The organism is Sphingobium sp. B10D7B (assembly GCF_025961955.1).
Lineage (GTDB): Bacteria > Pseudomonadota > Alphaproteobacteria > Sphingomonadales > Sphingomonadaceae > Sphingobium.
Genome location: NZ_JAOQOQ010000001.1, coordinates 1,688,747 through 1,715,482, shown reverse-complemented (window position 1 = coordinate 1,715,482; position 26,736 = coordinate 1,688,747). Strand labels below are relative to the sequence as shown.

Sequence of the window (26,736 nt, the reverse complement as noted above, 5' to 3'; positions counted from 1 at the left end):
ACCAGTCGATCACGCCATTGCTCAGAAACCGCCGACTGGGCGCCCGATGGCGCGAGGCGCAATGCCGACACAGCGGGAAGCTGCCCGGGTGATAGAGCAGGGGCTTGATGATTGCCCGGCCGCACGTCGTGACGACGCGGTGGGCGTTGTCCCTGTGAACAACATACCAGTGCGCCTCCCCATCGCCGAAGCACACCGCCCATTGCGGCTCGCCCAGGTCGAGATCCGGGCCGAGGTGCCCGCGTCGCTCGGTCACAGGATCGCCGCCTGCGCACGCGCAAGCGCTTCCTCGTCGATCTCGCGCCGGGTCTGTCGGAACATGTCGATCCAGATCTGCAGGCCCGCTACGACCAGCGCCCGGGCACGCCGAGCCGCCATGTGGTGCCGCGCAGCTGCAGCCGCGATGCCGAGGTCCTCATGCACCACGCTCAGCATCAGCGGGCCATGCACGCGCGGATCGGCGCGCCACTGGCTATAGGCAGCCTCCATCCAGACGCGGCCGAGCGCCTCGTGGAACACCTCCCCATGCGGGCTGTTGTCGATCCGGGTTTCGAGGCTGGCTGTTCGCACCGCCACATCGCGCATGATGAGCGTTGAGGCGGCTGCGATCTCGGTGCCGGCCGCGAGCAGCTCGGCATCGATGGCGCCGCTCATGTACAGCCGCGCAAGCGCGCCCTGGCGCACGCGGCTCGCATGTTCGTGGGTTTCTGGCGTGCCGTTGCGCTTGTGCGCCCAGCGCGCCCGCGCCGCGAGATTGGCTTTGCGCAGCCGGCGCTCCTCGGCGGCGCGTTCGGGATGCCGCGCGGCCCATGCTACCTTGATTGCCGCCGCGCGCGCGTCGAGCGTTTTTTCCAGCTTGCTGCGCGTCTTTTGCTCAGTGCCGGGCGTGAGGCGCAGTGCCGCTCGATTCCTGTTTTTGCGTTTTGCCATGCCGGCTCGGATCATGGTCCAGCACAGCAGGCGGGAGCAGGCCCGCATTTGTCACGACATAACCGGCCGCCTGCAGGCGGCGCAGCGCTTCCTCTTCGGCCGAGATCGGGCGGATGCCGCGCGGCACGCCCGGGAAGTACCGGATGCGCCCTTCACGCGCGAGCTGGCGCACATGCCCCTGAGCCCGCGATCGGTTCGAGTTCAGCGCAGCGGCCAGCTCGGACAGGCTGGGGCCGATGCCGCGCGCGGCAAAGAACTGCTCGATGAATGCGAGCGCCTGCAGCTTGCGGCTCGCCATCATGGGCGAGAGCCGGGGAACATCGTGCATAGTGGAACCTCACCCTCCGCCTGTAGACATAAAGGGAACAGGCAAAAAATGCGAGGAAGTTAAGAGGTTGCGCGCGATGTTCGGCGTGACGTCGGCTTGCGCTGGGCGGCCGAGATTGTATTCCCGAGCCGGGGTGTTCGGCGCGTCGCGCAGATCGGGGCAGATGAAACTGAAATCTCTGGATTGGTCCGGCTTCCGCAGCGGAGTGGGTAAGTTCTCTGCTTGGAACAAGCGCTGGCTCGCAACATGGTGGCTATGGGGTCCTTTGCTCTTCGCCTCGATTGGTTATCTCGACCCTGGCAATGACCGGGCGGACATGTACGATGTTGCCCGGTCGGCGCCGCGCTTCGTGCGGGAAGGGGTGGTAGACGACATCGGAATTCCGAGCCGCTGGATGCAGCTCACTATGCCCAATGGTACTCGGCGAGTAAGCTGCGAGGCCGCGCGACCGCGCACGAGAGACACCGATTGCCTTCCACGAGAGCGTTTTCCGCTACGGGTCAAACTGACCTTGGTAGACTATAAAAAGCACTGGTTGATCATCAGCGCCGCCGACAAAAATGGCGTGATCCTGAGCGAGCAAGAGCAACTCGGCTATCTGAAGCGCATGTCGGAGTTCAGTAAATCAAGGACCCCCGGCAAGACATTTATCGAGAGCTTCATGTTAGGATTTGCAGTCGGCGGCCCGCTCACGCTCCTCGCGTTCCGCCGACGCAGGAAACTTCAACAAGCGGCAGACGCTGCCAACCAGACCGAATGACCGACATGCGCTCTACCGCGCCACCGGGATCTGCCGAATATCCGTCGTCCATGATGGGCTCTTCTGCCCCCGCTTGGTGTCGAAGCTCCGCCCGCCAAAACCCTGCGCGGCCAGCTGGATCGTGCCCCGGCCGAACCGGTCGTTGAGCCCGTCCATCGCCGCCAGCAGGCCCCGCGCGCGCGGATCGGCCTGGACGAACAGATCGCCTTGGCCTGTCCCTTCCGGCACCAGCTCCTCGAGCAACACCCCGCACTTGGTATAGACCGCACCCGGCTGATGCATCGCCTCCATCATCTTGCCGGCGAGGGCGGCGATGATGCGCGGATCGTTGCTCGGGGGCGACAGGCGCGTCTGCCGGCTCGCCGAGGGCGCATTGGCGCGGAACCGCGATCCATGCGCAAAGGCGATCAGCCGCGTCGCCATCAGGCTTTGCTCCCGCAGCTTCTCTGCCGCGCGTACCGCGCGCCGCACCATGGCTTCGCGCAGCTCGCTCAGATCAGTGACCGGCGCGCCGAACTGGCGCGTCACGGCGGTCGCCTTGCGCGCCTCCGGCTCGGGCTTGAAGTCGTCGCAGGCGATGCCGTTCAGCTCCAGCACCAGGCGCTCGAGCACGACCGTGCCAACCGAGCGCGACACCGCCGGGGGCAGGGCGACCAGATCGGCCACGGTGCGCACGCCCAGCGGCTGCAGCCGCGCCGCCAGCGCCCGCGCGATGCCCCACACCTCCGTCACCGGCCATTGCGCAAACAGCCGCGCGCGCAGCTCGGTATCGTGCAGATCCAAGACGCCGCCCCATATCTTCTCCGTGGCCTTGGCGAGTGCGTTGGCCACCTTGGAGAGCGTGCGTGTCGGCCCCAGGCCGATCCGCGTTGGCAGGCCCACCGTGCGCAGGATCGCGGCGCGCAGCGCGTGCGCCGCCGCCACATCGCCGCGGCCGTCGGCCAGCGTCGGCAGCTGATAGAAGCTCTCATCGATCGAGTAGATCTCCACCAGGTCGCTATGCTCGCCGATCACCGCGTTGAACCGGCGGTTCATGTCCGCATAGAGCTCGTAATTGGAGGATCGCAGCTCGATACCGTGCCGCTTGATCACGTCGCGGATCTTGAACACCGGATCGCCCATCTTGATGTGCAGCGCCTTGGCCTCGGCGCTGCGCGCGATCGCGCAGCCGTCATTGTTGGAGAGGACGATCACCGGCACCCGCCGCAGGCGCGGGTCGAACACCCGCTCGCTGGAGACATACATGTTCTCCACGTCGACGATCGCCCAGCTCACCGCTGATAATCGCGCACGCCGGCGCGCACCACGCCCCATATCTCCGTCGATTCGTCGGCGACGTGATTGGCATAGCTCTGCCGGCTGTTGCGCGCTTCCAGATAGGGCACGCCGCCGCGATAGACGAGCTGGCGGCACACAAAGCCACCGGCGACGATCGCGATGACGATATGGCCGTTGCGCGGCGTCACGTCGCGATCCACCACGACGACATCGCGGTCGGAAATGCCGGCGTCGATCATGCTGGAGCCATCAATGCGGAAGACGAAGCTCCCGGCCCGGTTGAGCCGAAGCAACTCCGCCAGATTGATGGCATCCTCCTCCCAGTCCTGGGCGGGGCTTGGAAAGCCGGCTCCCGCCACGCCGATCGGCTTGAACCGGATGCCCGGCGCCATGTCGGCGAGCGGGACCGGCTGCGCGATTGGCAGCAGCATGATCAGATTCCCTGGCTCGTCAGCTCACATAACGCCAAAGAGAACAGATTGGGAACATCCCAAACGTGCAACTCGTCGCTTTCTGCTCGATGCGGACCGGCAGCCTAACTGCCAGCGGTCGGATTCACGTAAGTTCCAGTGGCTAGGCCGACGGCGACAAATCCGACATTCAACCACGATAGCCAGCAGATCAGCAGCGCGCCCAAGCCGTTTCCGATGGCGAAGTTCATGCCCATCGATATGAACACGCCGACAAAATAGGCGATTGAGCTCATCTCCGCGATCTGCTGCGCAGAGTTGGCGGTGGCGCTTCTGATCGCCCGCAGCTCCGTCAGAATCTCGGAATTATCCACGGTAGCGAGAATTTGCCCCGGTACCGCAGTTGCTGCTGGCGCAGCGATTGATCCGCCAATGCGGCCCGCATAGCCGCAGCCGCCACAGGCTTCGCAAACGGATCCCGACGATCTGTACCCATTGCCATAGCACAGCTTGCAGGGTGTGGCGGGCTCGAGGACGTGTACAGACCCCGCTCCACCGCAGCCCTCGCAAATCGATCCAGACGACCGGTATCCATTCCCGTAACAAAGCTTGCAAGACACAGCTGTCGTCATGATTCTCCCTCCGACGTCTCTGGGCCGCCGGCCCGCGCGCTTAATTCTGTGGCCGCAGCGTCAGATTTCCCAAGTCTTTGTGTTCATAGGTGTTGAGATAAACCGGTTCTTCAGTGGGCTGCAGAACGCCGCCGGAGAATTTGAACTCCTCAAACTCGCCACCGTGCGTTTCGCCTTTTTCATCGCGTCGCAGCGCATAGCGATAACAGAATTCATGGCCCATGATGCCGCTCCAACGCTCCCGCAAATCCTTGCGCCACCGCTCGAGACCGTCAGGCTCGGCGCTGATGTCGGTCGACTGAATTTTTGCCACATTGTCGAATGAGGTGTAATAGTTTGCCCGCTCGACTGACCACTCGTCGGTTGTCACACAGATCGCATCGCCCTTCAGCTTTTGCTGGTGCCGCATGACCTGCTTCTCGACGTCGTTCCACTTATAGATCGCCATCGTGTTCACTTGCGTAGGGCCGACCACGGTCTCCGCATATTGCACGCTCTCGCAACTGTCGCCGACCCCAGGGGCATAGCAATACAGGACGCCGTTCTTGAATTTTTCGAACATGGTCTGTGCAGAGGCATAGGACCGGCCATCAGGCGTCGTCGCCGGCGCCGCGGCCGCAACGTCCTGGCTGCTGCCCGCGGCGCTACCTGCGGCGTTATTGTCCGGCGCCTTTTGCTCTGCACATGCTGTCAAAATGAGCAGCGCCGCAATGACGACCTGCTCGCGAAGACGATTCTTATTTTTCACGATAACCCCCCCCACAAGGTTTACGCAATGTTCACCGAGTCCGCTGAGGTGGCAAGGGTGAAAATGACCGCGCGATCATCGGCGCCTCTATCGGGGTATTGCGGCGCGGAACCTCACGCAACATTGGCGGGCGTCTTGGAGCAAAGCCGGTCTGGAGGCGCTAACGGCTGTCTGAGGGCATCAAAAATATCCCTCCGAAGGGTATCCAACGCAGCCATCTCGAACTTTTGCTAGGTGGGGGGTATTTATAGTAAAATGCTAGGTTGATCGCGCTCATTAAATCTTGAGCGCAATATGCAAGCTCTCCAATCCTAACCGTATCTGCAGCGGACTTGCGCCGACCCTTTTTCTCAAAGTCTCCGCTAGTGGCGGCTTGGCGGACCGCTACGAGTAAACCGGTGTCGACAGCCAGCCCCACATGCTCGAGCAATTCCAACTGGCGGCTCAAAGCTAAGAGATTGGCCTTCAAGGACACGGCATGAGATGCGCGGTCGTCAGCGACATTGCCCAACCAGTAATCCCTCGCGGATTGAATCACATCAAGGATATTTCCGCGGCAGTCGCTGACTAGCTCTCGAACTTCCTTACGGAAATCGCGGGCGTCGGTCATCTTCGCGACGGTGAACCAGCCGACGACTGTAACGATTGACGTGACCACAAAGCCTAATGCCGGCAAGTCAACCACGCCTGATGGCGGCGTTGCCATGCTACCGCTTGAACCAATATCCTTGGATCTCGGTCTGGAGCGAGCGATCGCGCGATTCCAAGATGATATGATCCTTCAAAAATTCGGGTGAATATCCGCGCCGAATTAAGCCGCCGAACGCCTCCTCGAGGAATGAGGACCCCATGCCACGGGTGCCATCGAGTTCCACAGTTATCTGTCGTGACTTTTCTAGATGTGGCACCAGGAATTTCTCACGAAACCGCTCGCCTGAGTTCGGGCCATCGCTGATGAAGCGCCCCGCCGGAGAGCGCGAAAAATCCTGAGCTATGCTGATCATCGCTTTTTCCATGGTCACTCGTGCAGATTCGATTCGATTGGGACCGTCCAGGCCACGATGGTTCCCAAAAACTCGCTATCAAAGTAGCCAGTCACCGGCGTGCCAACGTCCGCATTATAACTTAAATGGCCATTCCCCGTATGGATTCCAACCACACCAACATTCGAGGATCGGACGGCGTTCCAAATTTGGGGCAACCCGTTCCCGCGATGTTGCTCTCCCGTAGAAGATTCTCCTAAAATAAGAGCTGCTTGAATTGCTCGTACGTCAGGGCATTCATGATCGAAGAACTGTGTAATTCGTTTCAGCAGGCCGCGATCCCAGGTTCTTGGCAAGCTTCGCCGGATACCGATTCCGAGGTCGCATGCAATCACATGTAGCATCCCAGCTTCTTCTTGCGTGAACATCCACCAGCGGCGTTCTCGAAACTCCCGGCAGCCATCATCCCGGCTACCCTGATAGGCATGATGCAATGAATTCAGCAATGCCTCAGTCAGGCCGATTTGCATATCTTTGAGGAGGGCCGGGGCAAGGCGACCCTCATGCTCGTAAAGGACGTCGCTGGGACGATCGTCGACACGGGTGCCGGTTGCGTAGCGCCAATTAATGACGGTTGAGTCGAATTCCTGCCGTTCTTCATCTGTGTAAATGGGCGGGTGGCCCGTTCGAGCGAGAAGCTCGATCTGATCGAGGGTCTGTCTTACAATCCGCGTTTCCTTATCGCTCTCTTCGGGCAACTTGGTTCGGAATCTCAGATCGGATCGGCCCATTCGTTGGGTACGATCAATCTCTGCAATGACGGCTAGCGTACCCGTCGCATCGAGGTACCGAGTGCGCGAAAAGTCCAAGACCACATTGCGTTGATCCGACAGATACTTTTGGCGCATTCGCTTGCAGAAGGCGAGGGTCGCCCGTCGATGAGGGCCATCTGCGAGAGATAGCTTGACCGGCGCTGTTAAGCGAAAAAAATCGCTGCTCGTACGCGGTCTTGCCGCGAACCAAGTGCGTTGCCCTCGCCTGCTGTGATGCGCTTTTTCTCTTTGTCTCACCTTCCGGCGAAAGCGCTTCCGCAAAACTCCAAAAGGTAATCCCTTGCTATTCAATGATCTTCGCCTGTTTTACGTTTTGAGCTGCTGGGAAAGCAGTTATCCGCCCTTCGGTCGCGACAACCCTTAGACTGTCGCATCCCCTTCGGATGCTTGGACGGCGCTTATTTCCAGCGCGTTGACAGGGAACCACGGCTTCGAAGGCGGAACAATTCGTCCCAATTTGACGGTATTTTTTTCCCCCACTAATTCCTTCTTTGTAGCGAAAAACCAATCGCTCTCCTGCGGATGACCGAAGACATCGCTGTAGTATGTTCTACATTGTACCCTAATTATTGCAGCGCTCGGCTGTAGAAAGTGTGCGGCGTGATCAGCAGGAATTTGTGCGGTAGAACGACAGATCATTCCTTCAGTTCGGTTTGCGCTGATATCGACTGGCGAAGTGCGTTTTGAAGTTTGCCAGCTCCAATCGCCGTTGCGGTGGTGGATGGAAATAGTCACCTCATTTACGATGCCATTCGCAGGGGATTGCCCAGCATTCGTCATTTTGAAGCGCACTTTGACTTTGCCGTGTTCGAGGACCACCGTGCAATCTGAAAGGGCTAGATAAGCGCGCACCTGCGCTTCGCCGATTTCCTTGCTAGTTACATTTGCGCTTTCGGCAGCGTCGAGGGCTTTTCGAGTTAAACCGATCTGGATAACCACCGCGCCCGTTCCCGCTACGGTCACCGCTACGCCGATCATCGATGTTGCAAGCATCAATAATGCCCAACGTGCCATGTCCTCTTGCGCTGCGAGGTCTCTCGCAGCGCGCATGGCATCGCTGGCAGGCAATGCTACGCCTGCATCCCTGAGCAGCGTGAATTCGGTCAGTCTTGCCGCGCTCACTGCCCCCAGATAGGCGCCAACACCTAACGCCAAGCACACGATTGAGATCACTGCCGCCGCAGCGATTGGAACGACTAATCTGTTCTTCATGCCCCCCGGCACGCCCCCCAATTCGTGATCCAATATGATTACTGGTGTCGATAATCCTGCCGCTGATCGTGCATGGTCGCCTGCTGCTGCTCGCTATCAGGCGGAGGCGGCGTGTCTAGATTTTCCGGAGGTATTTGATCGGCCAACACGCGCACCTGGGCGAGGGCGATCGACTTGACGAAGTCCGGTAGCGGCTTGAAGAGCTGGACGAGCTGGGCGGTCTGCGAATCGAGTGGATCGGCTTCTATTCGCTGGCCTGTGATGATCCAAAACCAGTCGGCGCCAACGCCTGCGATACGCTGCAAATAATCTAGGGTGGGCAAACCGCCTGATTCATAACGGCTTTGGGTATTGAGCGTAACGCCCCCGACTTTCGCCATTTCGGTCTGATTAAGCGCGAGCTCTTTCCTCGTGGCGCGCAGTCGCTCGCCAATTTCATAGCCATTTCCGAATTCGGCTTGACATTTCACAGCCAATTGTGAATTATCCTCACAGATTCTCGCAAAGGTGACATGCCACATGACGGTGCCCGGAGTCTCGCGTCCCGAAAATTTTGCGCAGCGCATCAGCGCGGTGCGCCAGCAGTTCGACGCGTCGGGCGTATCCATCACCGAATGGGCCAATCAGCACGGCTTCAGCCCAAACATGGTCCACAATGTTCTTGCCGGTAAGCGCCGCTGTATTCGTGGTGAATCCCATCGCATCGCGGTGGCCCTCGGAGTAAAAGAGGACGTTCCTCCGCCCGGCGAGCCACTGCGTGCTGCGCCTGAGCGGATTGAAGGCGTCCGGGGATGATCTTTCGCGGCATCCCCCCCAGCGAAGCCGCGATGGCCGAACGAGGTCGGGGCGTTTCCGTCCCGACCTCCGGAGGCAAAGCTACGCCATTCGCGCGTGCCCGTATCGGGCAGACTGTCGCGGCTTTTGCCATGTCGCGTTTCGGCGCGACTGGCGGCATTCAAATGACATTCCATGCGCGCGGTCGCTCTCCCGGCTGTCCGTCGCGCGACCGGCGCCAGTCCGGCAAGGGGCGCCCTTGCGCTCCGGCTCCCACAACAAAGGGACTGGCGCCGGCTTGCGCACTGCAGGCACCGGCATGACGAAGATCCGTCGCCCGCTCAGCATCGATGCTGCCCTGGCCCGCATCGCTGGTCAGGTTCCCGGTGGCTGGAAGGCCATGGGCGAGGCCGTGGGTTATGAGGAGCGCACCGTCCGCAAATGGGGCGATGAGGATCAGGATGGCGAGGTCAATGTGCCTGCTGCCATCAAGCTCGATCTGCTGTACCAGAAGCACGGCGGCGAGGGCCGCCCGATCTACGACGTTTATGGTCTGATGCTCGGCGCCGCTGTCGCGGAGGCCTACACCGACCAATTCGAGATCCTCCGCCGCGTCATCAACGTGGTGAAGGAGACAGGGGAGGCGAAGGCCGCGTTGGTGCGCCTGTCTCTCCCCGGTGCGACTGAAGCCGATCGGCGTGCCGCGCAGCGGGAAGTGATCGAGGCTCTTGATGAACTGAAGAACATTCTCCCGCTGCTCGAGCACGTCGAGAGGGCCAAGCAGGCGCCTGATGCCATCGGCGCCGTTCAGTCGCGCGCACCGCCCTAAGCGCCGCTCACCGTCCACTGCATCCTGTCCACCGTCCGTCCCGTAGCATCGCTTCCGGGAGCGGCTTTCTGCTGTCTGGAGCCTGCAAATGACCATGAGCCCCGGCACCTATCTTGCCCGCCGCCGCGCTGCTGCCGGCCTCGAAGTCGAGGACGTCGCGCTCCGTATCGAGACGACGCCCTATCCGATGAACCTGCGCGATCGCGTGGCCTGGCTGCGCAACATCGAGCAGGATGTTTCTCCGCTGACCATCGGCACGGCCGTCGCGCTGCAGCAGCTCTATCCCTTCGACGGCGAAGTGCTGATCCAGCTCTGCGTATGCATCGACAACCCGCAGAAGGCGCCGCCGGCCATTTGCCGGGTCTGCGCCTGCACCCAGCACGATGCCTGCCGCGACGGCGACATGACATGCGGGTGGGCGGAGGACGATCTCTGCACCCGCTGTGCGGAAGAGCTGCGCTTCGCCACCGCGCATCATGGCGCGCTGGCGACCACCGCCGGGTCGGCCGCAGCATGAAGCGCGCAGTGCCGCTGAGCGCGCAAGCGCCGCGCCCGCGCCCCGCGCGCGTCCACCCCATCGCCTGCCACTGCGAGCATCGCGATCCGCACCGCACGGCCGAGGCCATCCGCGCCCTCAACCACTGGGCGCGCCTCACCCTCATCGGCCTGGGCCTGGGCCTCGGCGCAGCCTGGCTCCTCGATCTCGCGATTGGCGGGCCGGGCATCCTATCGATCTTCGGAGTTTGAACATGAGCGACAACATTGCCGCCGACCAGCTGCGCCTGCTCATCGAGCGCATCGAGCGCCTCGAGGAAGAAAAGAAGGGCATCGGAGACGACATCAAGGACGTCTACGGCGAGGCCAAGGCGACCGGTTATGACGTCAAGATCATGCGGCAGATCGTCAGCCTGCGGAAGCTACCCAAGCATGATCGTCAGGAGATGGAGGCGATCCTCCAGACCTATCTCGCGGCGCTGGGGATGGAATGATGCACGCCGAGCCTTCGCCCTACGCTGGCCATCATCTCCGCATCAGCTCTGGCGCCTTGAGCGGATTCACCTTCCATGTTGAGGACTGGTGGGACCGCGTTGCGGGCAAATCGTGGAAGTTCTGCGACGGCAATCCAGCGTGCATTGACTATGCGCTTCGTGAGCGCACGCCCCTCGACGACGAAGTTCTATACGGAAAGATCGGCGGGCTGGGTAAGCTCGTTCACATAAGCCAGCTCGAGATCCAGCCATAATGCCGCGCGCCGCCTTCTGCCGCTGCGCAGAGTGCCTTGCGCTCGATCGTGCTTTTCCAGGGCAGGGGCAGCAACTGCTGCTGCCTGCGACCACCAGGCCGAGGCGAGGGCGTCATGCGTCCAGGCCAGGTCTTTCGAGAGAGGACAGCCGGGCATGATCTGGTTCGTCATTGCCGTGGCGGTCACCGCCGCCGGCATCGCCTGGCTCAGCCGCATTCCGCCGCCCGTCTGCGATGAATGCGGCGAGGAGATCGGCGAGAACGACGATTGCGAGTCCTGCGTCAGCTTCCGGACTTACCCGTGAGGACACGCCCGTGATCGGAGATCGCGCAGCGGCGACCGCGACTGCGGCCGTCGCTGCCCGCCTGCTGCTGCCGCTGATGCGGTGCTGCTCGACGATTTGAGGAGAAGATGATGGTTGCCCTCCATATGGCGGGCGCGCGTCGGGCTGCATGCCGACCCGCGCCGCCCCGGCGCGCGGCATGGAGCCGCGAACCTTGCCCGCGCTGCGCGGTGCGCGGCGATGTCGGCTGCGCACATCAGGCGCCATTCGCCGAGGAGGTGCCGCGCCATGTCCGCTAGATATGCAGCGCGCACCGAGGTGCCGATCGCGAAGACGCGCGTGGAGATCGAGGAGTTGGTCGGGCGTTACGGGGCCGCTCAGTATATGAGCGGCTACGACGCCACGCGGGCGTTCATCGGGTTCACGATGGCGGATCGGCAGGTGCGTTTTCACCTGCAGCTGCCTGACGCGGCCGAGAAGGCCTTCACGACCTATCGGGATGGCCATGGCTACGAGCGCCTTCGCACGGCCGATGCGGCGCACAAGCAATGGGAGCAGGCGTGCCGCTCCCGATGGCGGGCGTTGCTGCTCGTCATCAAGGCCAAGCTCGAAGCGGTCGAGGTCGGCATCAGCACATTTGAGAGCGAGTTCCTGGCGAACATCGTGATGCCCGACGGCCAGCTCGTTGGCGAGTTGGTGCGGCCGCGAATCGCGCAGGCTTACGAAACGGGAGACATGCCGGCCTTGCTTCCACCGCCGGCAAAAGAGGGAGGAGCATCATGACGACTTACAGCCACAGCGGCGAGGCGCTCTGGCGCCTCCCGCGCGTCAGTGAGGCCACCGGCCTCGCTCGAGCGACGATTTATCGCCGCATGGACGCGGGCACTTTTCCGCAACGCAGGGATCTCGGGGGGAATCGCGTCGGTTGGCGCCGTTCGGAGGTCGAGGCCTGGATCGTGTCGCGTGAATCGAAAGACGGCGCTTCAAACTGAAACGGGGGCCTCGCAGGGGGCCTCAAATTGCGATGATGGGGGTAATATGTTGAATTTCACCGAAACTTTGCGGTGTAGTGGCTCCCCGAGTAGGATTCGAACCTACGGCCATTCGATTAACAGTCGAATGCTCTACCGCTGAGCTATCGGGGAGCAGCCGGGCTTTCGTCCGGCGAGGCCGCGCCTATAGCAGCGGGTTTGAAAGAAACGCAAGAGCACTCATGAGATAAATTGTTCAGCCGCGATTCGATCGTCCAGCGTGTGCTCGGGATCGAACAAAAGCGTGAGCGGCATGGCGAAATCCACGGCGATCTCGACCTGCGAGACATCGCGCACCTCGCGCTGGTCGGCCACGGCGGAGACCGGACGCTTGACGGGGTCGACCACGCGCAGGCGAATCTTGCTGCGCTCCGGAAGAATCGCGCCGCGCCAGCGGCGCGGGCGGAAGGGGCTGATCGGCGTGAGCGCGACGAGGCCGCAGTCGAGCGGGAGAATGGGCCCGTGTGCCGATAGATTATAGGCCGTGGAGCCGGCTGGCGTGGCCACCAGCGCGCCGTCACAGACCAGTTCCTGAATCACGACTCGCCCGTTGACAGAAACTTCGAGCCAGGCGGTCTGGCGTGTCTCGCGCAGCAGGGAGATTTCGTTGATCGCGGGCATCGCGAAGGTTTCGCCGCTCACTGTCACGGCGTGCATCCGCAAGGGGTTAACCTTGAAGGCCTTGGCCTTGTCGAGGCGCTGGTCCAGCCCGTCCTGCCGCCATTCGTTCATCAGGAAGCCGACGGTGCCGAGGTTCATGCCGAACACGGGCACCCGGCGATGGCTCTCCAGCAGCGTATGGAGCGTCTGCAGCATGAAGCCGTCGCCGCCCAGCGCGATGATGATATCGGCCTCGTTGAGGCTGACGAACGGAATGACCGCCTGCAGCCGCCGCGCGGCTTCCTGCGCAGCGTCCGTGGGCGAGGCGAGCAGGGCAAGTTTGCGATCGGCCATGAGGTGGCGTTATCCGCCCGTCACGCTCATGTGGCGGCGCGTCGCAGGCTGCGCGCCAGCCGCGACGCTGAAGTCATGTGCCAGAGGCTTGGCAGCCAGCGCCCGGTCGAGCAGGGCATCGATTCCCGCGACACCCTGTTCACGGAATGCGGCCTTGAGATCGATATGATCCTCATGCCCCAGGCACATGTAGATGCGTCCCTGGCAGGTGAGGCGCATCCGGTTGCAATCGGCGCAGAAATTCTGGGAGAGCGGGGTGATGAGGCCGAGCCGGGTCTTGAGGCCGGAGAGGGCAAAATAGCGCGCCGGCCCGCCGGTGCGGTCATCCAGCGGGATGAGAGCGTGCCGCTCGCGAATCGGAGCGATTGCCTCGATCAGCGGCAGGAAGCGATCCGAGCGATCCTCCGCCACTTCGCCAAGCGGCATCGTCTCGATCAGGGTGAGATCGAAGCCCTGCTCCGCGCAATAATCGAGCAGCGGCAGTATCTGGCCTTCGTTGGTATCCCGCAGCGCCACGGTGTTGAGCTTGACCTTGAGGCCCGCCTGCCGCGCGGCCTCAAGACCGCCGAGTACCTTGGCGATATCGCCACCGCGCGTCACATGCGCGAAAATCTCCGGGTCGAGCGCATCGAGGCTGACGTTGATGCGCCGGATGCCGGCATCGAACAGCATGTCGGCATAGGTCGCGAGTTGCGTGCCGTTGGTCGTCAGCGTCAGTTCGTCCAGCCGACCGGCCTTCACATGGGGGCCAAGGGCACGGGCGAGATCGCCGAAATCACGGCGCACCAGCGGCTCGCCGCCGGACAGGCGAATCCGGCGGACGCCCCGGGCAATGAAGCGCTCGGCGATGACCGCAATTTCCTCCAGCGTGAGGATTTCCCGCCGGGGGAGGAATTGCATTGTCTCGCTCATGCAGTAGCGGCAGCGCAGATCGCAGCGATCCGTCACCGAAATCCGCAGATAGTCGATGCGGCGACCGTGACTGTCGCGCATGGCCGGAGCAGCGTCGGGGAGGCTGTCGATTGCGTTCGCCATACGCATTAGCTAGGCGATGCGGGGGGAAGGCGCAACCATCGCGCGTCGGTTGCGCTTGATCCCGTCCGCTAATCCACAAGCCTGAACGGATCGCGACCATTGTGAGAGAGCCTGCCGCAGCCCGGTCCCATGAAGAGGGCGACCAGTCCTCCGGCCTGTCCGGGGATATGGGCGGGTTGCCGCTGTTCATTCTCTCGGCCGCACACCGTGATGCGCTTTCCGCCTGCGCTGCGCGGGCCGGGTGGAAGCCGATCGCGGCGCGGCGGCTGGACAGGGCCGAGAGCCGCTATCTCGGGAGCCTGGCGCGCATCGCGGTCATCGATCTGCGCGGCGTGGCGCCGGATGATGCCCTCGAAATGGTGAAAGCCCTTGCTGCCGCCGTCGAGGCCTCCGGCGGCGCCTTGCTGCTGCTCGTTGAAGATGTCGGGGCGCCGCACGTCTCCGGGCTGATCGCCGCCGGCGCCACCCATCTGCTGGATGGCGAGATCGACGAGGCCCGCTTCACCATCGCGCTGCGCACCGCCGACAAGCTGGCCGAGCGATTGATCGGCAGTCTTGCCGCGGCGGGCAACCGCCATGCCGTCGCACGCAGCGATGGCCTGTTCTGGCGCTGGAATGGGGCGGAGCGGACGCTCGCGATCAGCCCGGCGCTGGGCGATCTGCTGCGGATCATGGTGCCGGATGCCGATCATGCCCGGCTTGGCATTGCCGATCTGGTCCGCGCGCTCGATCGGGCGGACCGGGCAGGGGCCGTGGCCGCGATCCGCCGCGCCGTTGACGACCTGATGCCCTCCGCCTTTGCCCATGCCGTCCCGTCCCAGCCGGATCGACGGCTGGTCCAGCATCTCTATCCGGACGCGCAGGGCTTTAGCGGTGAGGTCGAGGAACTCGATGTGCATCATCGCGCCAACCGGCGGGATCGGGACCCGATGACGGGCCTTGCCAGCCGCCAAGGCGCGATCCGCTGGCTCGGCCATCATTTGGCGCAAGGGCGGCTGCCGGCGGTTCTGCTGATCGGGCTTGGCGATTTCGACCGGGTCAACAGCGCTTATGGGCGCTTGGTCGGCGATGCGATGCTCTCTCGCGTCGCGATCCGCCTCCAGCGGCTCGTCGATGCCATGGCGCCGCGCGACTCGCTGGTGGCGCGGATCACCGGCACAGAGTTTGTCATCGCCGTGCTGGGTGGGCCTGAAACCGCGCTGCCCTCCGTCGAGCGGGCAACGCTGCTGGCGCAGCAAATCGTCGCGGAAATCAGTCGGCCCTTCAACGCAGGCGACTATCTCATTCGCCTGACGGCGCGCTGCGGCCTTGCGCCCGGTCAATCGGGCGATGCGGCCGAGACGATCCTGCGCCGCGCAAGCAATGCGCTCGCGGACGCCCGACGCGGCAGTGCGCAGGGCGGCATCCGCATCCGGGTGGCGGACGAAGCCAGCCGCATCGTGGATGACGATCGCTTGCAGAACGATCTGCGTCACGCCCTCGATTCCGGACAGATCCAGCTCTTGTTCCAGCCGCAATATGCGATGGAGGACGATAGCATTGTCGGGGTCGAGGCGCTCGCGCGCTGGCAGCACCCACATTATGGCGAGATCGGCGCCGGCGCACTGTTCGCCATTGCCGAGCGATCCGATTTCATGCTGCCGCTCTCCGACCATATTCATGCGCGGGCATTGGCGGAGGCGGCGGCATGGCCGGAGGAACTGCGCGATCTGCGGTTAGCGATCAACGTGACGGCGGCCGACATTTCCGAGCCGGATTTCCTGCAGAACTTCCTCCAGACCGTCGATGCATCGGGCTTCGCGCGCGAGCGTCTGACCGTCGAACTGACCGAAAGCGGCCTGGTCGAGCATCTCGCCGGCGCCTCGCTGCTGCTCACGCAATTGCGTGAGGCGGGGCTCAAGGTTGCCGTTGACGACTTTGGAACCGGCTATTCAAGCCTTGCCTATCTCAAGGCGCTGCCGCTCGATTATCTCAAGATCGACCGGAGCATCGCGCGCGATATCGAGGGCACTGCGCGTGATCGCGTGATCGTCCGGGCGATCATCGATATGGGGCGTTCGCTGGGGCTGGGCGTGATTGCCGAGGGTGTGGAAACCGAGCAGCAACTTGCGCTTCTCGCGCGGGCGGGCTGCACCTGTTATCAGGGTTTTCTGCGTTCACCGGCCATCGCCAGCGACAAGCTCGCCGATCTCGTGCGCACGAGCCAGCGCCCCGCCACCTAGCGCGGCCAGCTCAACCGTAACGCAGTTCACCCCGGAAGGGCAGATTACGACGGGCAATTTCGGTGTTCACCGCTTGTTGCAGCGGCGTATTCGACTCGCGCGCAGCCGCGCGCCGCGCGATTGCGTACAGCTCGGCATCCAGCATGGCTCTCGCCATGTCCGTGCATTCGTCGGTTAATTTTCTCATCGGATGTCCCTCCTATCGAGGGGCAAAGCGGAATTCCGCGCACCGTCTGCTGCAATGCACAGCCGACTCGATGATAAACAGCGAAACTCCCCGCCTCAACGCGAGAAGTGTAACACAGCTGGCAAAAAATGGGTGGGAAATCGGAACCGCTCGCCCGATTTCCCGTGCCGCCGATCAGGCCGCCTTGCGGAACTCCAGGTCCAGCCGATCCCAAATCTCGACCAGCGCGGACACAAGCTCACGCATCATCTCTTCGCTGTGGGACGGGCCGGGCGTGAACCGCAGCCGCTCCGTACCGCGCGGCACGGTGGGAAAGTTGATGGGCTGCACATACACGCCATATTCGGCGAGCAAAATGTCACTGATCCGCTTGGCCTTCACCGGATCGCCAACCATCAGCGGCACGATATGGGTGACCGACGGCATGACCGGCAGATTGGCATTGGCCATTTCGGCCTTGAGGAACGCCGCTGCGGCCTGTTGCGCGTCCCGCTCGACCTGGCTCTGCTTGAGATGCCGGACGGCCGCCAGAACGCCGGCAACGAGCACCGGCGAGAGGGAGGTGGTGAAGATGAAGCCCGGCGCATAGCTGCGGATCACATCGATGATCACCTTGTCAGCCGCGATGTAGCCGCCCATCACGCCAAAGGCCTTGCCCAGCGTGCCTTCGAGGATCGTGATGCGGTGCGCTGCCTCGTCCCGCTCAGTGATGCCGCCGCCGCGCCGACCGTACATGCCAACAGCATGCACTTCATCGCAGTAGGTGAGGGCGTTGAACTCATCGGCAAGGTCGCAGATGTCGTGGATGGGCGCCACGTCGCCGTCCATCGAATAAACGCTCTCGAAGGCGATCAGCTTGGGCGCATCCGGATCGGCCTCGGCCAGCAGTTCGCGCAGATGCGCCACGTCATTGTGACGGAACACGCGCTTCTCGCAGCCCGAATTGCGGATACCCGCAATCATCGAGGCGTGGTTGAGCGCGTCGGAAAAGATGATGCAGCCGGGCAGCAGCTTGCCCAGCGTGGCGAGCGTCGCCTCGTTGGAGACATAGCCGGACGTGAAGAGCAGCGCGCTCTCCTTGCCATGCAGGTCCGCAAGCTCGGCTTCTAGATCGACATGGTAATGGGTATTGCCGCCGATATTGCGCGTGCCGCCGGAGCCGGCGCCGACATCGTGCAGCGCCTCTTCCATAGCCGCGATCACCTTGGGATGCTGGCCCATGGCGAGATAATCGTTGGAGCACCAGACGGTGATCGGCTTGGGGCCGTTATGCCCGGCAAAGCAGCGCGCATTGGGGAAGGCGCCCTTGTTCCGCAGAATGTCGATGAAGACCCGGTAGCGGCCCTCGCCATGCAGACGCTCGATCGCCTGCGTGAAAACATGCTGATAATTCATGGTCGGCAGCTTGTCCCGTCTCGATACCGCGCCTCTAGCGGTCTATGGCTCGCAATTCCACTGATAATGGCTTGCAAGTCGATATTGGCGTCTAATGATGTGGCGCCGCTACGCTTTGATTTGCCTCAAAGCAGTTCGGTTTTGGTGATGCCGTAAGTCTGCAGCGCGGGGCTGAGTGCGTCGATGTCCGGTGAGGGGCCGGTGAAGACGGCTTTGCCCGGCGCCGGCTCGGCCGGCCAGGGCGCTTCACCATTCAGCCAGGCGATCCGCCGCGCGATTCCGTCGCCACCGTGGAGAAAGGTGATGGGGTGCGGCGCGGCCTCGGCCAGTTCAGCTTCCACCAACGGAAAGTGCGTGCAGGCGAGGACCACCATGTCCATCCGGTCTCCGCCCGGCTGCTCGAGCAGGCCGGCGAGAGCAGTAGCCGGAATTTCCGGGTCGGCCGGTGCACCGCGCAGCCGCGCCTCGGCATAAGCGACCAAAGCGGCGCTGCCATGCCGCAAGACCGTACAGTCCGCGCCATGCTCGCGGGCGAGCCGATCCACATAGGGCTGTCGCACCGTGGCATCGGTACCGAGCACGCCGATGACTCGAGTTTTCGAGGCCAGAGCGGCCGGCTTGATCGCCGGCACTGTGCCCACGACGGGAATATCGAGCGCCGCGCGCACCGAGGCGAGGGCGATGGTCGAAGCGGTGTTGCAGGCGATCACGGCCATGCGGGGGCGATAGCGCTCCACCAGCCGGCCCAGCAGCGCCGGGACGCGTGCCGCGATCTCCGCCTCGCTCTTGATGCCGTAGGGAAACCCGGCATTGTCGGCGGCATAGACGATGGGCATCGTCGGCAGCAGGGCCGTTGCGGGGCGCAGGATGGACAGCCCCCCCACGCCGGAATCGAAGAACAGGACGGGAGCCGCTTCAGGCGGGCGGGTCGGTTCAGCCATGGCGCTTCTCTTGGCGCTGCGTGTCCGCACAAGTCAATCGTCGATGATGGGGGCGGTTGAGCGCTAATGGCGGCTCTGCCATCATGGCATCCGATAAGGGAGGAAGAGGATGGACGGCACAATCGACCGTGAAGAGCGGCATCGGCTAATCGATATGATTACGGCGGCCTGGAAGACCAAGGTGATTGGCGAGGCGGTTGGGCTGGGCCTCATTGAGGCGCTCGCGGCCGGACGCCACGATAGCGCGACTATCGCTCAGTCATTGGGTGCCGATGAGGACGGGGTCATGCGCCTGCTGCGCGCACTGGCAGTGCTTGGCCTTGTCACGCATGAGGGCTCGGATCGCTTCTCGCTTACGCCGCTCGGGGACTGCCTGCGCAAGGACGCGCCGGATTCGCTTTATGGCATGAGCGGACATTGGAATGAGCGGATGTGGAACAGCTTCGCCAATCTGGGTGTCAGCGTGATGAGCGGGGAGCCCTCCGTGCCGTCCGGCCCTGATCATTTCGTCCAGCAGCAGGCTGATCCGGCGCGGGCGGATGTCTTCAACCGCGCCATGGCAGAAGGGAGCCTGCGTGTCGGGCGGGCTCTCGCGCGGGCTTATGACTTTTCCGACGTGAAGACGGTGCGGGACGTCGGCGGCGGCTATGGCGCACTGCTTGTCGGCTTGCTCGAAACCCATCCCCATCTGCGCGGCGAAATTTTTGATCTGGCCACGCTCGGCGACGCTGCGCTCAATTGGCAGGACGGGCAGCCCGTTCGAGATCGCATGGCCTATCTCGGCGGCAGCTTTTTCGATGCCATTCCGCCCGGCGCGGACCTTATTCTTCTCAAATTCATTCTGCACGATTGGAACGACGCGCGGTGTCGGACAATCCTGTCCAAATGCCGGGATGCGATTGGGGACGGGCGCATCCTGATCATCGAGCGGATCGTGCCCGAGCGTGTCGGGCCGGGCGACGAAGACGTGATCCGGGGCGATCTGATCATGCTGAGCGTTGGCGGCAAGGAGCGAACGGAGGCTGAATATCGCGCCTTGTTGAGCGCGACCGGGCTCGACATGACCGGCATCACCCCGATCGACGACCGTTATGCGGCCATTGAAGCGCGGCGCGTCGGCTAATTGATGAATGCGGAGCGCACCAGCGGGCAATCCGCCAGTGCGCTGAAAGGCTGATCAGCCTTCCTTATTGGCCGCGATGCGCTCGGCTGACTGGATGGTGTTCTCCAGCAGCATGGCGATGGTCATCGGGCCGACGCCACCCGGCACGGGCGTGATGTGGCTGGCCTTTTTGGAAACGCCCTCGAAATCCACATCGCCGACCACGCGGCCATCGGGCAGGCGATTGATGCCGACGTCGATCACCACCACACCGGTCTTCACCATCTGCGGCACGATCAGGTTCGGCACGCCCGCAGCGACGACGAGAATATCGGCGAGGATGGTCCACTGTCCGAGATCCCGCGTCTTGGCATGGCAGATTGCGACCGTCGCATCATTGGCCATGAGCATCAGCGCCATCGGCTTGCCGACGATGTTGGATGCGCCGACCACGACGACATTGCGCCCTTCGATGGGGATGCCCTCATGCTTGAGCAGGTTCATCACGCCATAAGGCGTGCAGGGCGGGAAGACCTGGCGCCCCACCACCAGCGCGCCGACATTGTAAAGGTGGAAGCCATCGACGTCCTTCTCGGGCGCGATGGTCTCCAGCACCTTCTCCATGTCGATATGCTTGGGCAGGGGCAGCTGGACGAGAATGCCGTGGACATTGGGATCGGCATTCAACTTGCCGATCAGCACCAGCAATTCCTCATTGGTGATGGTGGCCGGGTGACGATGGCTGATCGACTTGATGCCGACCGCCTCGCAGGCCTTCACCTTGCGGCTGACATAGATGGCGGATGCGGGGTCCTCACCAACCAGCACAACCGCCAGACCGGGCGTCACGCCGCGCGCCTGAAGTGCCTCGACCCGCGCGCGCTGCTCGTCGCGCATCTTGAGAGCGACGGTCTTGCCGTCGATCAGCTTGGCGCCGCCAACTGGCCGATTGTCCGTTGCGAGAGCGTTCACGCGGTCCTGCCTTTCTGATGCGGCCTGTGATGTCGGCCCATTTGCTGTTCGTCCCGATCCCATGCCCGGCGGTCGCGCGCGTCGCGCTTGATCTCTCCCAGGTGGAATGCCCTCATAGAGCCGTCTGCTCTTTAAGGACCGCGACGCAGCAGATGCAGCCAAGCAGTTGATCTTTGGCGCCGTCCATAAGTGGCGGGATAATTCAAGTCAAACGAGGCCAGGGCTTTCTCAGGAATGCCTGATCGGCCCGGCGTGAGCCTTACCGCGCTGGGCCATCGAAGCGATAAAGAGTGGCCCATTTTAGAACAGCAATGGTTAATATCGTTGTTAATCAATTTTAAAGGTCTGCTATGTCGCTCGCTGTCAGCTGCAGAGTCGCAGCGACACATGTGGGAGATTATCATGCGTAAATCACTTTTGGCGGCGGCTTCGCTCGGTGCGATGCTGCTGGCGGCAGCGCCTGCCTCTGCAGCAATCACCTTCACGCTGGATGACGTGAACTTCATCGGCGGTGGTGCGCTGACGGGATCGTTCACCACCAGCGACGATCTGTCGACACTGCTCGATTTCTCGATCAGCACCACGGCAAATAATTACGGCTTCTTCGGCAATTTCCCGGGTGACACCTACACGCTTGCGGATGCGACGAGCGTCGCCTGGTCGTCCACCCTCGGTCTGGGCGCTACCTTCGTTTCGCCGATCTCGGCGATCGCGCTGGTCTTCGAAAGCCCGCTGACGGCTGATGGCACGTCGCTGGCGCTCTCGAACGAGACCGTCGTGAAGTGGAATGGCGGCACGCGCTTCGCCCTGTCCGGCAGCGTTTCGCCGGTTGCGGCGCCCGTGCCTGAGCCGGCAACGTGGATGATGCTGATCGGCGGGTTTGCGATTGCTGGTACGATGATGCGTCGTCGTCGCACGACTGTCAGCTTCGCCTGAGTCGAACGCTCGATTTCAAGGAAGCCCGGCTGGAAACGGCCGGGCTTTTTTGTGCGCGCCGTTCTCGCCGGTCCGGCAGCGCGCCCGGTGCGCTTACATGTCGATTTCGCGCACGCCCTTAATCCTGCGCGCGCGCTCTACGCGGTTGCGCAGCTCCGTGCGGATATGGCGCGCATTTTCCAGGTTGCTGATGCGCAGCACGGTGCGCCGATCGACGCCTTCGCCGGTCAGGTCCGAGGAAATGATCTGCAGATTGCCGACGTCAAACAATTGCTGGATGATCGAGAAATCCGCGCGCACATCCTTGATGCGGTAGAGTTCGATCTCCTCTTCCGTCCGGGCGAGGATGCCCTGCCGAATGAACAGGCGCTCGCCGCTCAGCTCGTACCATGTCATGCGATAGCGCAGCGCGACCACGCCCACGGCAATAAACGGAATCCCGAGCAGCAGGACCGATCCGGCCAAGGTCAGCCAGCCCTTGAAGGATTTGAGCAGGAAGGCGGACATGGTCGGGCGAAATCCGATGACATGCTCGGTCTGCCATCCCGCCATCTGAACTGCTCTGCCGGTCATGCTCTGCTCCATCCTCGCCGCGCTCTAGTCGGCCGGGGCAGAGGGCACGTCAAGAGGGGTGAGTGATCGCTTTTGCGACGAGCCCATCTTGCGTCTCGCAGAGCAGTGGACGCTGTAGTATCCCGGCCCGCTGCAGGCATCGGGCGACGCGGTCGCCGACGGTCGGATCGAAGGCGAGGTAGAAACATGCGCAAGAAACTGCTCAGCTTTCTGGCGTTGGGATTGCTGGGTGCGGTCAGCGCGACTGCGCAGGGGCGGACATCCGTCGCCGCGCCGAGCGCATCCTATCGGCTGGCGCCCTTTGGCGCCGTGCATGTCGACCGGCCGGCCGGTCCGCCGCAGGGTGTCGTGATCTTCCTTTCGGATTCGCCGACTGCCGCGCCCATCGCGCGCGGTTTGAGCCAGCGCGGGCTCCTCGTTGCGACGGTTTCGGCCGCTACATTGCTCAAGACCGTTCAGGCTTGGCATCAACGCTGCCTCAACCTGAATGCGCCGATCAACGATCTCTCCAAGGATCTCCAGCATCGTGCGGGAATTGAGGCCTATCTCAAGCCCGTGCTGATCGGCCAGGGTGCGGGGGCCGCCCTTGCTTATGCCGCGCTCTCTCAATGGCCCAACGCGCCCTACCGTGGGGTGATCTCGATCGGCTTCACGCCGCAGGTGACCAGCGCCAGCCCATGGTGCGCGACCGGCGGCGCGTCCTTTGTCCGAGTCGGGCAGACCGGCCGCTGGTCGTTGAAACCGAACAGGCAGATTGGCGTGCCCTGGCTCGTCATGGGCACGGCGGCGCAAGTTAGCCGGACGCAATCCTTCGTGCGCGCGGTGCCGGGCGCGAACCAGAGAACGCTGCCCTCAGCCGCGCAGGCATGGCCGCAAGCCATCGCTGATGCGACGATGGCACTGCTGCCGCGCGACCAGCCGCGCCCTCCCGCCGGCGCGCTCCCGCACCTCACCATGCCGCTCACATTGGTGCAGGCGGCAACGACGCCGACGCAACGCGATCTGATGGCGATCATCTATTCGGGCGACGGCGGCTGGGCGAGCATCGACCGCGACGTGGCGAGCCAACTCGCCGCGGCAGGGATACCGGTGGTCGGCGTGGACAGCCTCGAATATTTCTGGACCGCGCGCACACCCGCCGGGGCCGGGCGCGATCTCGCGGCGCTCATCGAGACGTTTAGCGAACGTTGGGGGCGTGCGCGGGTTCTGCTCATCGGTTACAGCTTCGGCGCGGATGCCCTCCCATTCATGGTCGATGCTCTGCCGCCGGCCATCCGCAGCAAGATCGAGCGCGTGTCCCTGCTGGGCTTGAGCAGCACGGCGGATTTCCAGTTTCACCTCAGCAGCTGGCTGGATGTGGGCGATAGCGGCGGGCTGCCGACAATTCCGGCGATTACGCGGCTGCGCGGCCTGGCGGTCCAGTGCGTGCGCGGGCAGGATGAAGACGAGAGCGCCTGCGGCAAGATCCCGCAGGGGCTCGCCCAGCAATATGTCGTTCCGGGCGGTCATCATTTCGATAGCAATGCGGCGTTGCTGGCGCAGATCATCCTCGCTCGCAAGCGCCCCTGAAGCGCTGACGATGGATCAGGTCTGGGGGCTGCCGCCGATGAGGCTCTGCAGGTCGATCAGTGCGCGGGCGAGCGAGATGCCCTGAGGCCCTGCGATGTAGCGCGGCTCCCATTCGGGCGAGAATTTCTCCTTATAGGCGCGCAGCCCCTCAAAGCCGTAAAAGGCATTGCCATGCTGATAGAGAAACGCCCCAAGCTTTGACCACAAAGGCGCGAGGCGGCGCGCTTCCAGCCCGGAGAGCGGCGCCATGCCGATGTTGAACCAGCGATAGCCCTGCTGCTGCCCCCATTGCATCAGGCGGATGAACAGAAAGTCCATGGTGCCATAAGGTGCGGCGTCGTCATGGCGCATGAGGTCGATGGAAAGTTCCGAGCGGGTCTGTGTCGGCCAGATATTGGCGAAGGCGACGATCTGCCCCTGACTTCGCACCACGGCGCAATCAAACCTTCCGAGATAGGCACGATCGAAACGACCGACACTAAAGCCCTTCTCGCGCTGGCCCTTGGCCTTGAGCCAGAAATCGGAGACGCGCTCGAGTTCGCCCATATGGGCGGGCACGTCGGTGGCAGGGATGACTTCGAACGTCGCGCCCTCGCGCGTCGCCCGGCGCTCTGCATGGCGCAGCGACTTGGCGCTGGGGCCATCGAGCGAGAATGTCGCGAGGTCCACATGGGCTTCCTCGCCGTATTTGGTGATGCGCAGGCCCAGCTCAATGGCCATCGGCAGGGCGACCGGGCTGATCTGGTAGAGCAGCAGGCGTCCCTGCGCCGCGTCCGCCTTTTCGCGCAGGTCCCAGAGCAAATCGGACCATTCGTCCTCGGCGCCAACAGGATCGCCCATCACGATCCAGCTCGCTCCCTTGATCTGATACATCAAAAAAGCGCGGCCGCTTTGCGAGTGGAGGAAGCGCTTGTCTCCGGTGAAGGCAAGATTTGCGTCGGTCCGATCCGCCAGCGCGAGAGCGGCGGGGGACGGCTCATCTACCCCAGCTTCTACGGCGCGTTCGGCCCGGGCCGGCTCGAACAGGCGGGCCAGGCCGACGCCCACGAGCAGCACCGCGACAGCAAGGCTGGCGCGCAGGAACCGCGCGGCATCGGCCCGCTCGGCAAAGCGCCACCACAGATCGTTCTGATAATCCACATGGCGGTAGGCGAACAGCCCGATCCAGATCGACAGGCCGACCACCACCGCAATCGTCGCCAGCCAGCCGGGCGAGAAGGCCTCCGCCAGCAGGCGTGTGCGCCGGTAGAAAGCGGGCTTGGACCATTGCAGCGCGGCCGCGATCAGCAGCATGACGCCCGCTTCCTCATAATCCAGTCCCTTAACGATCGAGAAGACCGCGCCGGCGAGCAGCAGGAGCCGCGTGAGCCAGAAGGCCCCGTCGAGGCGACGGTAAAGGCCGGCGGAAAGCACCAATAGAGCCGCACCGATCAGGCTCCCGGCCATGTGGGACAGCTCCACGAACGGCAGCGGCACAATGTCGGACACGGTGTTGGCGCGCCAGGGGATGGTCGGCAGCGATCCGGAGATCAGCAGCACCGTGCCACCGAAAAAGACCAGAGCGGAGATCATCAGTGGCGCCATGCCGGAGGCGACGACCTGAGCGCCGCGCAGCGTTCGCCCGATCGGCTTATGCCAGCGCGCGCTCTCCTGCGCTACGATCAGAATGGCCGCCACAATCAGCGGGGCGACATAGTAGATGAGGCGATAGGCCAGCAGGGCGGCGACCAGCTCCGGTCGGTCCACATTCGGCAGGGCAATCAGCATGATCGCCTCGAACACGCCGATGCCGCCCGGAACATGGGTGATGAGTACGGCGACGATTGCCAGGGTATAGCCGATGAAGAAGGCCGGCCAGGCGCTGATCTCGATGCCAGGAATGAGCACGAACAAGGCCGCGCTGGCCGCTGCAAGATCGAGCGCGCTGATCCCGATGAGCGCGATGATCTGCTTGGCCGGCGGCAAGGGGAGAGACCAGCGACGGACATGAAGCGTCCGTCCGCGTCCCCCGGACCAGATAAGGACTGCAGCGGTGGCGAGCAGCAGAACGAACCCGATCGCACGCAGCAAAGCGGGCGGGGCGACCATCCCGTCATAAGCCAGCGCTTCGGGCCGCCAGGCGAGCATGGCACCAGAGAGCACGAACACGCCGCTCCAGAAGGTGAGGCTGGCGATCAGGATCACGCGGGCAATATCCCCGGCGCCGAGCCCAGCGGCGCTGTACACCCGATATCGCGCCGACCCGCCGGTCAGCAGCGAGAGGCCAAGATTGTGGCTCAGCGTGTAGCTGGTGAACGAGGCGATCGCGGCGGTGCGGTAAGGCAGCGGGCGCCCAATGGTGCGCAGAGCCATCACATCATACAGCGTCAGCGCGGCATAGCTGCACGCGGTGAGGAGCGCGGCAGCCAGAAAGGCGAGGGGAGGCAAGGCGTGGAATGCCGCCCGCACGTCGCGCAGATGGACCTCGCGCAGCAAGTGGCTGAGCGCCACGAAGCCGAGCACGGCCAACAGCAAGGCAACGCCGATGGTCAGGATCGTGCGATGGCGCTGAGTCATGGTCTTCATCTGCCCCCCGG

At 63.3% G+C, this 26,736-nt stretch carries 33 protein-coding genes and 1 tRNA gene; 14 read left to right on the top strand and 20 right to left on the bottom strand.

Annotated elements, in window-relative coordinates; translation table 11 throughout:
• Positions 1-252 precede the first annotated feature (252 nt).
• On the bottom strand, positions 253-930 hold the full coding sequence (locus M2331_RS08130; RefSeq protein ID WP_181559813.1) for a hypothetical protein: 678 nt from the start codon (positions 928-930) through the stop codon (positions 253-255).
• Positions 875-1,258 carry a LexA family protein gene (locus M2331_RS08125; RefSeq protein ID WP_181559812.1) on the bottom strand — a complete coding sequence of 128 codons (384 nt, stop codon included), beginning with the start codon at positions 1,256-1,258 and terminating at the stop codon, positions 875-877. Before M2331_RS08125 ends, M2331_RS08130 begins: the two co-directional genes overlap by 56 nt.
• Positions 1,259-1,421: 163 nt before the next feature.
• On the opposite strand from M2331_RS08125, the gene M2331_RS08120 reads away from it, so the two are divergent.
• Positions 1,422-2,018 carry a hypothetical protein gene (locus M2331_RS08120; protein ID WP_181559811.1) on the top strand — a complete coding sequence of 199 codons (597 nt, stop codon included), beginning with the start codon at positions 1,422-1,424 and terminating at the stop codon, positions 2,016-2,018.
• A gap of 12 nt (positions 2,019-2,030) precedes the next feature.
• Here the strand turns inward: M2331_RS08120 and M2331_RS08115 are convergent, their stop codons facing one another.
• From M2331_RS08115 to M2331_RS08075, 9 genes are all read right to left on the bottom strand, one after another.
• Positions 2,031-3,293 carry a Y-family DNA polymerase gene (locus M2331_RS08115; protein ID WP_264592332.1) on the bottom strand — a complete coding sequence of 421 codons (1,263 nt, stop codon included), beginning with the start codon at positions 3,291-3,293 and terminating at the stop codon, positions 2,031-2,033.
• Positions 3,290-3,727 (bottom strand): LexA family protein, encoded by a 438-nt coding sequence (locus M2331_RS08110; RefSeq protein WP_181559810.1) that lies wholly within the window; start codon positions 3,725-3,727, stop codon positions 3,290-3,292. The genes M2331_RS08115 and M2331_RS08110 overlap by 4 nt, the downstream gene beginning before the upstream one ends.
• A gap of 104 nt (positions 3,728-3,831) precedes the next feature.
• The gene (locus M2331_RS08105) at positions 3,832-4,080 is read right to left on the bottom strand and encodes a hypothetical protein (protein WP_181559809.1); all 249 of its coding nucleotides are present in this window, start codon (positions 4,078-4,080) and stop codon (positions 3,832-3,834) included.
• 298 nt (positions 4,081-4,378) lie between these two features.
• Positions 4,379-5,086 carry a hypothetical protein gene (locus M2331_RS08100; protein ID WP_181559808.1) on the bottom strand — a complete coding sequence of 236 codons (708 nt, stop codon included), beginning with the start codon at positions 5,084-5,086 and terminating at the stop codon, positions 4,379-4,381.
• Between the two features lie 160 nt (positions 5,087-5,246).
• Complete coding sequence (locus tag M2331_RS08095; protein ID WP_181559807.1) at positions 5,247-5,792, bottom strand: hypothetical protein; 546 nt, start codon at positions 5,790-5,792, stop codon at positions 5,247-5,249.
• Between the two features lies 1 nt (position 5,793).
• The gene (locus tag M2331_RS08090) at positions 5,794-6,102 is read right to left on the bottom strand and encodes an STAS-like domain-containing protein (protein WP_221266481.1); all 309 of its coding nucleotides are present in this window, start codon (positions 6,100-6,102) and stop codon (positions 5,794-5,796) included.
• Positions 6,103-6,104: 2 nt separating this feature from the next.
• The gene (locus M2331_RS08085; RefSeq protein ID WP_181559806.1) at positions 6,105-6,977 is read right to left on the bottom strand and encodes a hypothetical protein; all 873 of its coding nucleotides are present in this window, start codon (positions 6,975-6,977) and stop codon (positions 6,105-6,107) included.
• A 285-nt stretch (positions 6,978-7,262) separates the two neighbouring features.
• Entirely contained in the window at positions 7,263-8,114 is an 852-nt protein-coding gene (locus M2331_RS08080) for a hypothetical protein (protein WP_181559805.1), read from the bottom strand.
• A 38-nt stretch (positions 8,115-8,152) separates the two neighbouring features.
• Positions 8,153-8,635, bottom strand: coding sequence for a helix-turn-helix domain-containing protein (locus tag M2331_RS08075; protein WP_181559804.1), 483 nt, complete (start codon positions 8,633-8,635; stop codon positions 8,153-8,155).
• Between M2331_RS08075 and M2331_RS08070 the strand changes: the two genes are divergently transcribed.
• The 9 genes from M2331_RS08070 (at position 8,634) to M2331_RS08030 (ending at position 12,235) form a co-directional block, all read left to right on the top strand.
• Entirely contained in the window at positions 8,634-8,909 is a 276-nt protein-coding gene (locus M2331_RS08070) for a DNA-binding protein (RefSeq protein WP_181559803.1), read from the top strand. The two genes, M2331_RS08075 and M2331_RS08070, sit on opposite strands and share 2 nt — an antisense overlap.
• Positions 8,910-9,207: 298 nt before the next feature.
• Positions 9,208-9,717, top strand: coding sequence for a hypothetical protein (locus M2331_RS08065; RefSeq protein ID WP_181559802.1), 510 nt, complete (start codon positions 9,208-9,210; stop codon positions 9,715-9,717).
• A gap of 88 nt (positions 9,718-9,805) precedes the next feature.
• Complete coding sequence (locus tag M2331_RS08060; RefSeq protein ID WP_181559801.1) at positions 9,806-10,234, top strand: XRE family transcriptional regulator; 429 nt, start codon at positions 9,806-9,808, stop codon at positions 10,232-10,234.
• Positions 10,231-10,464, top strand: a complete 234-nt coding sequence (locus M2331_RS08055; RefSeq protein ID WP_181559800.1) for a hypothetical protein — start codon at positions 10,231-10,233, stop codon at positions 10,462-10,464. The genes M2331_RS08060 and M2331_RS08055 overlap by 4 nt, the downstream gene beginning before the upstream one ends.
• A gap of 2 nt (positions 10,465-10,466) precedes the next feature.
• Positions 10,467-10,706, top strand: a complete 240-nt coding sequence (locus M2331_RS08050; RefSeq protein WP_181559799.1) for a DUF2312 domain-containing protein — start codon at positions 10,467-10,469, stop codon at positions 10,704-10,706.
• The gene (locus M2331_RS08045) at positions 10,703-10,960 is read left to right on the top strand and encodes a hypothetical protein (RefSeq protein ID WP_181559798.1); all 258 of its coding nucleotides are present in this window, start codon (positions 10,703-10,705) and stop codon (positions 10,958-10,960) included. The genes M2331_RS08050 and M2331_RS08045 overlap by 4 nt, the downstream gene beginning before the upstream one ends.
• 154 nt (positions 10,961-11,114) lie before the next feature.
• Positions 11,115-11,264 carry a hypothetical protein gene (locus M2331_RS08040; protein WP_181559797.1) on the top strand — a complete coding sequence of 50 codons (150 nt, stop codon included), beginning with the start codon at positions 11,115-11,117 and terminating at the stop codon, positions 11,262-11,264.
• A gap of 267 nt (positions 11,265-11,531) precedes the next feature.
• Positions 11,532-12,026: a hypothetical protein gene (locus M2331_RS08035; protein ID WP_181559796.1), complete on the top strand. Its 495-nt coding sequence runs from the start codon at positions 11,532-11,534 to the stop codon at positions 12,024-12,026.
• Positions 12,023-12,235, top strand: a complete 213-nt coding sequence (locus M2331_RS08030) for a helix-turn-helix transcriptional regulator (RefSeq protein ID WP_181559795.1) — start codon at positions 12,023-12,025, stop codon at positions 12,233-12,235. Before M2331_RS08035 ends, M2331_RS08030 begins: the two co-directional genes overlap by 4 nt.
• A 78-nt stretch (positions 12,236-12,313) precedes the next feature.
• On the opposite strand, the gene M2331_RS08025 is transcribed toward M2331_RS08030, so the two are convergent.
• The 3 genes from M2331_RS08025 to moaA form a co-directional block, all read right to left on the bottom strand.
• Positions 12,314-12,388: transfer RNA gene (locus M2331_RS08025), tRNA-Asn, on the bottom strand.
• Positions 12,389-12,454: 66 nt separating this feature from the next.
• Positions 12,455-13,228, bottom strand: coding sequence for an NAD kinase (locus tag M2331_RS08020; protein WP_181559794.1), 774 nt, complete (start codon positions 13,226-13,228; stop codon positions 12,455-12,457).
• Positions 13,229-13,237: 9 nt separating this feature from the next.
• Positions 13,238-14,269, bottom strand: coding sequence for a GTP 3',8-cyclase MoaA (gene moaA / locus M2331_RS08015; protein WP_181559793.1), 1,032 nt, complete (start codon positions 14,267-14,269; stop codon positions 13,238-13,240).
• A gap of 95 nt (positions 14,270-14,364) precedes the next feature.
• On the opposite strand from moaA, the gene M2331_RS08010 reads away from it, so the two are divergent.
• Positions 14,365-16,485, top strand: coding sequence for a putative bifunctional diguanylate cyclase/phosphodiesterase (locus tag M2331_RS08010; RefSeq protein WP_264592330.1), 2,121 nt, complete (start codon positions 14,365-14,367; stop codon positions 16,483-16,485).
• A 10-nt stretch (positions 16,486-16,495) separates the two neighbouring features.
• Here the strand turns inward: M2331_RS08010 and M2331_RS08005 are convergent, their stop codons facing one another.
• The 3 genes from M2331_RS08005 to murI all read right to left on the bottom strand — a co-directional run bounded on the left by M2331_RS08005 (position 16,496) and on the right by murI (position 19,008).
• Positions 16,496-16,672 (bottom strand): hypothetical protein, encoded by a 177-nt coding sequence (locus tag M2331_RS08005; protein WP_181559792.1) that lies wholly within the window; start codon positions 16,670-16,672, stop codon positions 16,496-16,498.
• 174 nt (positions 16,673-16,846) lie between these two features.
• On the bottom strand, positions 16,847-18,067 hold the full coding sequence (gene hemA, locus M2331_RS08000) for a 5-aminolevulinate synthase (RefSeq protein ID WP_181559791.1): 1,221 nt from the start codon (positions 18,065-18,067) through the stop codon (positions 16,847-16,849).
• Between the two features lie 125 nt (positions 18,068-18,192).
• Positions 18,193-19,008, bottom strand: coding sequence for a glutamate racemase (murI, locus tag M2331_RS07995; RefSeq protein WP_181559790.1), 816 nt, complete (start codon positions 19,006-19,008; stop codon positions 18,193-18,195).
• 109 nt (positions 19,009-19,117) lie between these two features.
• On the opposite strand from murI, the gene M2331_RS07990 reads away from it, so the two are divergent.
• Positions 19,118-20,131 (top strand): methyltransferase, encoded by a 1,014-nt coding sequence (locus M2331_RS07990; protein WP_181559789.1) that lies wholly within the window; start codon positions 19,118-19,120, stop codon positions 20,129-20,131.
• Between the two features lie 54 nt (positions 20,132-20,185).
• On the opposite strand, the gene folD is transcribed toward M2331_RS07990, so the two are convergent.
• The gene (gene folD / locus M2331_RS07985; protein WP_264578979.1) at positions 20,186-21,082 is read right to left on the bottom strand and encodes a bifunctional methylenetetrahydrofolate dehydrogenase/methenyltetrahydrofolate cyclohydrolase FolD; all 897 of its coding nucleotides are present in this window, start codon (positions 21,080-21,082) and stop codon (positions 20,186-20,188) included.
• Between the two features lie 402 nt (positions 21,083-21,484).
• Between folD and M2331_RS07980 the strand changes: the two genes are divergently transcribed.
• Complete coding sequence (locus tag M2331_RS07980; RefSeq protein WP_181559787.1) at positions 21,485-22,018, top strand: PEPxxWA-CTERM sorting domain-containing protein; 534 nt, start codon at positions 21,485-21,487, stop codon at positions 22,016-22,018.
• Between the two features lie 93 nt (positions 22,019-22,111).
• Here M2331_RS07980 and M2331_RS07975 read toward each other — a convergent pair whose 3' ends face one another.
• Complete coding sequence (locus M2331_RS07975) at positions 22,112-22,591, bottom strand: PH domain-containing protein (RefSeq protein ID WP_181559786.1); 480 nt, start codon at positions 22,589-22,591, stop codon at positions 22,112-22,114.
• Positions 22,592-22,777: 186 nt separating this feature from the next.
• On the opposite strand from M2331_RS07975, the gene M2331_RS07970 reads away from it, so the two are divergent.
• On the top strand, positions 22,778-24,160 hold the full coding sequence (locus M2331_RS07970) for a virulence factor family protein (protein ID WP_181559785.1): 1,383 nt from the start codon (positions 22,778-22,780) through the stop codon (positions 24,158-24,160).
• A gap of 15 nt (positions 24,161-24,175) precedes the next feature.
• Here the strand turns inward: M2331_RS07970 and mprF are convergent, their stop codons facing one another.
• Entirely contained in the window at positions 24,176-26,725 is a 2,550-nt protein-coding gene (gene mprF, locus M2331_RS07965) for a bifunctional lysylphosphatidylglycerol flippase/synthetase MprF (RefSeq protein WP_181559784.1), read from the bottom strand.
• Positions 26,726-26,736 lie beyond the last annotated feature (11 nt).